Source organism: Phenylobacterium sp. (assembly GCF_004799395.1).
Taxonomy (GTDB): domain Bacteria; phylum Pseudomonadota; class Alphaproteobacteria; order Caulobacterales; family Caulobacteraceae; genus Phenylobacterium.
Window position 1 is genome coordinate 1 of record NZ_SSMZ01000314.1, and the last position, 8,390, is coordinate 8,390.

An 8,390-nucleotide genomic window follows, 5' to 3' on the forward strand; every position below is an offset into this window, starting at 1 on the left:
TGATCGAGATTGCGCCCCATCGTCTCCAGTTGGGCAGCGGCCTCGTCGGACAACGATCGGTAGTGATGCAGCAATCAGGCGCTTGCCGGCCAGGTCCTCGCCGCGCCACTCCGGGTAGGAAAAGGGGCGCGCGGTACGTCCGTCCCGGCACGTCGCGCTGCGCCTCATAGAGCCGCCAGCCTTCAGGATAGCCGCCGCCGAGCAGCTACTGGGAAAGGATGTAGCGGGTCACGGCCGCGGCGGGATCGATCGCGAGCGCCGCACGGCATAGGCCTCCGCCTCGGCGAAGCGGCGCGTAGCCAGGCAGAGGACACCCAGATTGTGGTTCGCGTCGTAGGGCCGGACATCCAGCCTACGCTTGACCGCGACGTCGCTATCCGGGCCACAGGGGCGGCCTGCCCCTCCCCATGAAGGGGAGGGAAGGCCAGCTATTTCACCGGCAGCTTGTCGACCGCGGCGCAGACCGTTTCGACCAGGGCCTCGTTCTCGTGGCCGTCGGCCTTCTTTGGCGTGTCGGAGCGCCAGCTGTCGGCGATGGCCAGCGGCTTGGAGGGGCTGTAGCTGGCGAGCGCGATCAGGTTCTTCTTGGCGCAGTCGACGGCCACCACGCTGCCGACGCCATCGGGCTTGCCGGGCGCCGACGGCCCGAGCGTGCCCTTGGAGATCGCCTGCATGATCACCACGCGGCCGGTCGCCTTGTCCTTGTAGCTGTAGTCGCTGTCGATGGACCAGGCGACGCCGTTGTCGCCGTCGACATACTTGGTCCAATGTTCGGCATAGGCGGCGCCAGCGGCGGAAGCGGCGGCGATAAGGGCGGCAAGCGCGATGGCGCGTCGCATAGGGCGTTCTCTCCAGACGAAGGTCGTGTTCTTCGGCGCGACCCTAGCGGCGCCGCAGAGCGTCCTCTAGTGGAAATCGCGCGGTTTAGGCGACTTGCCGCACGGAGACCGCAACCGCGGGATCATGGCAGGCCATGTAATCACGGGTGATCGGCGCGGCGTCGACCCGCTTGGCGAGCTGGAGCTGGAAGACCATGTGGCCGCGATAGCGGAAGGCGAGCTCGCTGATCGACAGGTAGAATTCCCACATCCGGCAGAACCGCTCGTCATACATCTGGGCGATCTCGGGGCGCTGGGCGGCGAAGCGTTCGCGCCAGCAGCGCAGGGTCTCGGCGTAGTGCAGCCGCAGGATTTCGATGTCGGCGACGATCAGGCCGGCGCGCTCGACGAAGGGGATCACTTCGGAAAGCGCCGGGATGTAGCCGCCGGGGAAGATGTACTTCTCCACCCAGGGCTGGTTCAGCGCCGGACCCTCGGCGCGGCCGATGGAATGGATCACCGCCACGCCGTCGTCCTTCAAGAGGCGCGCCACCTGGTCGAAGTAGGTCTGGTAGTTCGGCCGTCCGACATGCTCGAACATGCCCACCGAAACGATGCGGTCGTAGGGGCCTTCGACGTCGCGGTAGTCGGTGAGCGAAAACCGCGCCCGCTCGGCCAGGCCCGCGCTCTCGGCCCGCCAATGGGCGGTGGCGAGCTGTTCGGTGGAAAGCGTGATCCCGTCCACGCGCACATCGGCGGCCCGCGCGAGGCTGAGCCCCAGCCCGCCCCATCCGCAGCCGATGTCCAGCACGCTCTGGCCGCTCTCCAGCAAGAGCTTGGCGGCCAGGTGCTGCTTCTTCGCCGCCTGAGCCTCCTCGAGCGTCATGTCGGGCCGGGCGAAATAGGCGCAGCTGTACTGCAGGTCGGGGTCAAGGAAGCGCCGATAGAAGTCCACCGACAGGTCGTAGTGGTGGGCGACATTGCGGCGCGCCGCGAGGCGCGCATTGGCCTGCAGCCGCCGGTCCAGCCACCAGCGGGCCAAGGGTCCGATGCGCTTCAGCGGCCGGTATTGGGCGTTGCGCCCCACCAGGTCGACCAGATCGTGGATCCCGCCCTGCTCGAAGGTCAGGCCGCCGTCCATATAGGCCTCGCCCAGCGCCATGGAGGGATAGATCGCCAGCCGGGCCGCCCAGCGGGCGTTGGCGATGGTCACCGTGACCGGCGTCCCGGTCCCGTCGCCCATGGTGAGCACGTCGCCCGAGGGCATGCGCACGCGCAGGTCACCCTCCCGGATGACCCGTTGTAGGAAAGCCTGTAGCGCCATGCTCTTTACCTTGGCTGTAAAGTCCCGTGTACGGAACGAAGCCACCGCCGCGGGGTTCCCGCAAGGACCGCGGGAGATCGCCGGCGCACAAAATGCGGGCGGGCCTGCCTTGACTCTGGGCGGCCGTTTTCCTACCTGCAGCCGGTCGTTAGCACTCAGAGCCCACGACTGCTAACACGTGGGCCGGCTGAGGCGCTTGCGCTGTCATTAAACCAACCGTCGTTCCGAACGGAGAAAGAGCATCATGGCGTTTCGTCCCCTGGGAGACCGCGTCCTCATCAAGCGCGTTGAGGAAGAAGAGAAGACCAAGGGCGGGATCATCATCCCCGACACCGCGAAGGAAAAGCCGCAGGAAGGCGAAGTCGTCTCCGTGGGCCCCGGCGCCCGCGATGACGCCGGCAAGATCCAGCCGCTGGACGTCAAGAAGGGCGACCGCATCCTGTTCGGCAAGTGGTCCGGCACCGAGGTCAAGCTCGACGGCCAGGACCTGCTGATCATGAAGGAAAGCGACATCCTGGGCGTGCTGGAAGCCTAAGCGGCTTTTTGCCTTCCAGAGCTTCCTTCCCCCCTAGAAATTCACCAGAAAAGAGAGTTCCAACATGGCTGCGAAAGACGTCTATTTCGCTTCCGACGCGCGCGACCGGATGCTGCGCGGCGTCAACACCCTGGCCAATGCGGTCAAGGTGACGCTCGGTCCCAAGGGCCGCAACGTGATCATCGAGAAGTCCTTCGGCGCCCCGCGCTCCACCAAGGACGGTGTCTCGGTGGCCAAGGAAATCGAACTGGCTGACCGCTTCGAGAACCTCGGCGCCCAGCTAATCCGCGAAGTCGCCTCCAAGACCAACGACAAGGCGGGCGACGGCACCACCACCGCCACGGTGCTGGCGCAAGCCATCGTCACCGAGGGCCTGAAGTCGGTCGCCGCCGGTATGAACCCGATGGACCTGAAGCGCGGCGTCGACAAGGCGGTCGCCAAGGTCGTCGAAGAGATCAAGCGCTCCTCGCGCAAGGTCACGACGAACGCCGAGATCGCTCAGGTCGGCACCATCTCCGCCAACGGCGACACCGAGGTCGGCGACATGATCGCCAAGGCCATGGACAAGGTCGGCAACGAAGGCGTCATCACGGTTGAAGAAGCCCGCACCGCCGAGACCGAACTCGACGTGGTCGAAGGCATGCAGTTCGATCGCGGGTACCTCTCGCCCTACTTCATCACCAACGCCGAGAAGATGGAAGTCGAGCTCGAAGAGCCGATGATCCTGCTCTTCGAAAAGAAGCTTTCCTCGCTGCAGCCGCTGCTGCCGGTGCTGGAAGCGGTGGTCCAGTCGGGCCGTCCGCTGCTGATCATCGCCGAAGACGTCGAAGGCGAAGCCCTCGCCACCCTGGTGGTCAACAAGCTGCGCGGCGGCCTGCGGGTCGCGGCGGTCAAGGCGCCGGGCTTCGGCGATCGCCGCAAGGCCATGCTGGAAGACATCGCCATCCTCTGCGGCGGCCAGCTGATCAGCGAAGACCTCGGCATCAAGCTCGAGAACGTCACCCTCGACATGCTGGGCAAGGCCAAGAAGGTCACGATCACCAAGGACGACACCACCATCGTGGACGGCTCGGGTGAGAAGTCGGGCATCGAAGGCCGCATCTCGCAGATCAAGAAGCAGATCGAGGACACCACCTCGGACTACGACAAGGAAAAGCTGCAAGAGCGTCTGGCCAAGCTGGCCGGCGGCGTGGCCGTGGTCCGCGTCGGCGGCTCGACCGAAGTCGAAGTGAAGGAAAAGAAGGACCGCGTCGACGACGCCCTCAACGCGACCCGCGCGGCCGTGGAAGAAGGCATCGTCCCCGGCGGCGGCGTCTGCCTCCTGAAGGCGTCGAAGGTTCTCGACGGCTTCAAGGGCGAGAATGACGACCAGGAAGCCGGCGTCGCCATCGTGCGCCGCGCCCTGCAGGCTCCGATCCGCCAGATCGCCGAAAACGCCGGCGTCGAAGGCTCGATCGTGGTCGGCAAGGTCCTGGAGAACGACTCTCCGACCTTCGGCTTCAACGCCCAGACGGAAGAGTATGTGGACATGGTCCAGGCCGGCGTCATCGACCCGGCCAAGGTGGTCCGCACCGCTCTGCAGGACGCGGCCTCGGTCGCCGGCCTGATGATCACCACGGAAGCGGCGATCGTCGAAGCCCCCAAGAAGGGCGGCGGCGGCGGTGGCGGCATGCCCGGCGGCGGCATGGGCGGCATGGGCGACATGGACTTCTAGTCCAGGCTCACAGCCACGAAGATCGAGGGCGGGATCGCAAGGTCCCGCCCTTTTTCTATGGTTGGTAGCTTTGAGGCCAAGAGGGCGACGGCCGCTTTCGACCGACCCATGGCGGACCTGTCCAGTCAGCGCAGTTCGCCGGCGAGTCGTGCGATCAAGCTGGAACGTACGTCAACCTGATCGCGTCCTCGCCGATGGGATCGCTGGCCACAAGGCGGAGAGGCGGCCGGGGGCCGGCGAAGAAGGGCGCGCCGCGACCCAACACAATGGGCCGGAAATAGAGGCGGTACTCATCGATGAGACCAAGTTCGGTCAGGCTTCGGGCCAAATCGGGTCCGGCGACGTCGATCTCCCCGACGTGCTGAGCCTTCAGTTCCCCTATCGCCACCTCGAGGTCACCCTCGACCAGGGTGGCGTTTGGGCCGACCGACTTTAAAGAGCGCGATACCACCCATTTCGGCAGGCGCCGCCAGACCGCCGCGAAGGCACGTCCCTCCGCGTCCCAATCGGGCTGGTCTTCGTCCCAATACCGCATGATTTGGTAGGTGCGGCGACCATACACACTGCCGGCGAGCGCGCGCACGTGCTCGGCGAAGTGATGGGCAAGCGCGGGGCCTGGCGGCCCCAGTTCCATGTGGTCGACGTAGCCGTCCAGGGACTGCTGCAATCCGAACACCAGCTTGGCCATGTCCTCTCCCTCCCTCTCGGGCGCCGCGCCGCCGCGCCGCCGCGCGTCTGTGATTGCGTTATGCAATGGCTGACCTTGGCTCGCAGCCTAATGAGGATTTTTGGAAAAGGCCGCTGCAGACGTGGCTTTGGTAGTCGGCTTGCGTCCGCTTGCCACCCCTACGCCATTTGCGAAGCCCGCTCTTCGGCCCTCGCCGACACCCAGCCATAAATCTCATGGCAGCCAGTTTGCCTTGCCGAGACCGGAAGGCTCGCGTCTACCTTAGGGTTCAAGCCGCAGAAGCATCTGAAGATGCTCGCGGACCTCCCCCTCCTCCGCTCTTCCCCGCTTTCGCGGGGATGAGCGGAGTGGAAGGATGCAGCAACGAACAATACGGAGGACCGGCCCATGCCCCTGCTGTCCGACCTGAAAGTCGTCGAGTGGTCGACCTGGATCGCCGGACCCGGCTGCGCGGCGGTGATGGCCGACTGGGGCGCTTCGGTGATCAAGATCGAGAGCGCGGCGGGCGACGCCACGCGCACCTTCTGGCCGGACACCGCCGAATGCCCCGGCAACCCGATCTTTTCCAACGAGAACCGCGGCAAGCGGGGCGTGGTGCTGGACGTGGGCAAGCCGCAGGGCCGCGCGGCGCTGATCGCCATCCTTCGTGACGCCGACGTCTTCATCACCAATGTGCGGCCGGGCGCGCTGAAGCGGGCGCGGCTCGACTACGAGGCGGTGAAGGACGAGCTGCCGCGGTTGATCTACGCCAATGTCACCGGCTATGGCCTGACCGGTCCCGAGGCCGACATCCCCGCCTTCGACCTGACCGGCTTCTGGAACCGCAGCGGCGTGGCGCACGCGATCAATCCGCCGGACCGCGAGCCGATCGGGTCTCGCCCGGGGATGGGCGACCATGTGACGGCGCTGGCGACACTCTCCGGCGTGCTGGCGGCTGTACATGAGCGCGACCGGACCGGCGCGGGGCGTCAGGTGGAAACCGCCTTGATGCGGGTCGGCGCCTATGCGCTCGGCTGGGACCTGTCGATCCGCCTGCGCAACGGCGAGGCCCTGACCGCTCAGCCGCGCCACACGCGGCCCGGCGCCATCGCAGGCTACTTCCGCACCAAGGACGACCGCTGGATCTATGTGGCCCAGCGCGGTCCCAACGACTTCCCCCAGATGATGCGGGTGATCGGCCGCGGCGATCTGATCGACGAGCCCCGCTGCGCGCCGCCCATCCTCGACATGGCGGTGGTGCACGAGATCCGCGGCATCCTGGACGAGGTGTTCGCCGGCCTGACCCTCGACGAGGCCGTGGCGATGATGCGCAAGACCGACATCATCTCCGCGCCGATGACCACGCTGGACGACTTCGTGGACGATCCCCAGGCGCACGAGGCCGGCTGCTTCGTCGACATGCCCGACGGCTGGGGCGGCAGCTTCAGGGCGCCGGCTGCGCCGGTGCGCTTCCCGGAGACGCCAACGGGCCCGGCGGGCCCTGCGCCGAAGTTGGGCGAACACACGCGCGAGGTGCTGGCCGAGGCCGGCTACGACGCCGCGGCGGTGGACGCGCTGATCGCGTCCGGCGCCGCCGCCTAGGGTGAAATTCTTCGACTTCCGCCGGCGCACCGCCTATTTTGAACAAAACAAGAACAATGCCTTTTGACAAGGCAAATGGATGTCAGAGGGCGCACGCGACACCCCATGCCATCGTCCAATATCCCCAAGGCGTCTGGACTCTAGCGGCGGTACTCGCGCCGGTCGTCGCGCAGCAACATGCCGCCGATCCAGCTGCAGATCCCGGTGACGATGGCCGCCAGTATGCCCGCCACCAGGCCGCTCACGTGGAAGCCCTGCACCAGCATGGAGACCAGACCGATCATCGCGGCGTTGACGATCAGCAGGAACAGCCCGAGCGTGATGATCGTCAGCGGCAGGGTCAGGATGGTGATCACCGGCCGCACCAAGGCGTTGACGACCCCCAGCAGGGCGGCGGCCAGGACCAGGGCGGTGGTGTCGCGGACGTAGATGCCCGGGACCACCTTCGAGGCGATCCACAGGCCCAGCGCCCCGAAGATGAGGCGAACGATGAATTTGGCGAGCATGGCCCCTCCGATTTATCGCTAAGCTTGGCGACTAGAGCCGGTCTGGGCGGCGCAGGGAAGGGTTTCGCGCCCGACACGCCTGCGGCGCATTTTGGCCGCAGGGCGCCGGTCTAGGTGGCGTAACAGGACTTTGCGAGAGGCCCCATGATCCGACGTCTTCTGCTGCCGGCGCTGTTGCTGACCCTGAGCGCCTGCGCGTCGGACCAGCCAAGCCACGGTCCAGGCGGACATCGCATGCGTGGCGGGCCCGATGGTGCTGAGGGCGGCGGCCCGCGTCCGGCGCGCGTCAAGCTGTTCATCAGCCCGTCTGGCGAGCCGTTCCGCGGCGACGACGGCCTCGGCCGCTGGATCGCCCAGGCGGACACCAACCACGACGGCGCCATCACGCTGGACGAGTTCCGCGCCGACGCGCTGCACTCCTTCAAGGTGCTCGACGCCAATGGCGACGGGGTGATCGACGGTCTTGAGAGCCAGGCCTACGAGCGCAACATCGTTCCCGAGATCGGGGTCATGGGCTTCGACGAGGGTCCGGAGCCGCAGCAACGGCGCAGCCGCCGCGTGGGCACTCCGCGCGACGACGGCGGCCAGGGCCCCATCGGCGGACCGGGCGGCGTCGGCGGCGGCATGGGCGGCCGCGGCGGCGCCGGAAGCTCCACCGACCCGGCCCAGATGCTGGCCGATCAGGCCAACCGCCCGATCAAGGGCGCCGGACGTGAAGGCGCGGCGCGCTATTCCCTGCTGAACGAGCCGGAGCCGATCGCCGCGGCCGACGCCAACCTCGACGGCAAGGTGACGCTGGCCGAGTGGATGGCCCAGACCGACCGGCGCTTCGCCAAGCTGGACCACGAGAAGACCGGCCGGCTGACCCGCGAAAGCCTGACCAAGATCCAGCCCAAGGACCAGCAGAAGCCTCCGGCGCCTTGATCCGAGAGAAGCGCGCCTTGGCTTCTTAGCTGACCAGCGCCTCGACCTGCGGCACCGTCTCGCTCAGCCGCCCGCCGATGCGGATCGGCTCGACACGCCGGGCGAGGCCGGTGGCGTTGTCGGTCTCCACATAGACTCCGCAGACCGTGGCCGGGCCCTCGGCCGGCTTGTAGCGGCCGCCGGAGATGCGCGTGGTGAAGCGCCGGAGCGGCTCTTCCTTCTGGTTACCGATCACGCTGTCGTAGTCGGCGCAGGCCCCGGCGTCGGTCTGGTAGGCGGTGCCGCCGGTCAGGATCTGGC

General features: G+C 67.1%; 9 protein-coding genes. 4 read left to right on the forward strand and 5 right to left on the reverse strand.

Annotated elements, in window-relative coordinates; genetic code table 11:
- Positions 1-428: 428 nt before the first annotated feature.
- Positions 429-839, reverse strand: coding sequence for a hypothetical protein (locus tag E8A12_RS20075; RefSeq protein ID WP_293372136.1), 411 nt, complete (start codon positions 837-839; stop codon positions 429-431).
- An 85-nt stretch (positions 840-924) separates the two neighbouring features.
- Positions 925-2,142 carry a cyclopropane-fatty-acyl-phospholipid synthase family protein gene (locus E8A12_RS20080; RefSeq protein WP_293372138.1) on the reverse strand — a complete coding sequence of 406 codons (1,218 nt, stop codon included), beginning with the start codon at positions 2,140-2,142 and terminating at the stop codon, positions 925-927.
- Between the two features lie 244 nt (positions 2,143-2,386).
- Between E8A12_RS20080 and groES the strand changes: the two genes are divergently transcribed.
- Both groES and groL read left to right on the forward strand, forming a co-directional pair.
- Positions 2,387-2,677: a co-chaperone GroES gene (gene groES, locus E8A12_RS20085; protein WP_293372140.1), complete on the forward strand. Its 291-nt coding sequence runs from the start codon at positions 2,387-2,389 to the stop codon at positions 2,675-2,677.
- Positions 2,678-2,741: 64 nt separating this feature from the next.
- Entirely contained in the window at positions 2,742-4,391 is a 1,650-nt protein-coding gene (groL, locus tag E8A12_RS20090; RefSeq protein WP_293372142.1) for a chaperonin GroEL, read from the forward strand.
- A gap of 154 nt (positions 4,392-4,545) precedes the next feature.
- Here the strand turns inward: groL and E8A12_RS20095 are convergent, their stop codons facing one another.
- Positions 4,546-5,079, reverse strand: a complete 534-nt coding sequence (locus E8A12_RS20095; RefSeq protein ID WP_293372144.1) for a dihydrofolate reductase family protein — start codon at positions 5,077-5,079, stop codon at positions 4,546-4,548.
- 387 nt (positions 5,080-5,466) lie between these two features.
- On the opposite strand from E8A12_RS20095, the gene E8A12_RS20100 reads away from it, so the two are divergent.
- Entirely contained in the window at positions 5,467-6,660 is a 1,194-nt protein-coding gene (locus E8A12_RS20100; protein ID WP_293372146.1) for a CoA transferase, read from the forward strand.
- Between the two features lie 140 nt (positions 6,661-6,800).
- Here E8A12_RS20100 and E8A12_RS20105 read toward each other — a convergent pair whose 3' ends face one another.
- Positions 6,801-7,166: a phage holin family protein gene (locus E8A12_RS20105; RefSeq protein WP_293372148.1), complete on the reverse strand. Its 366-nt coding sequence runs from the start codon at positions 7,164-7,166 to the stop codon at positions 6,801-6,803.
- A 144-nt stretch (positions 7,167-7,310) separates the two neighbouring features.
- Between E8A12_RS20105 and E8A12_RS20110 the strand changes: the two genes are divergently transcribed.
- Complete coding sequence (locus E8A12_RS20110) at positions 7,311-8,090, forward strand: hypothetical protein (protein ID WP_293372150.1); 780 nt, start codon at positions 7,311-7,313, stop codon at positions 8,088-8,090.
- 25 nt (positions 8,091-8,115) lie between these two features.
- On the opposite strand, the gene E8A12_RS20115 is transcribed toward E8A12_RS20110, so the two are convergent.
- On the reverse strand, positions 8,116-8,390 hold a 275-nt coding region (locus E8A12_RS20115; RefSeq protein ID WP_293372152.1), incomplete at its 5' end, for a YmdB family metallophosphoesterase.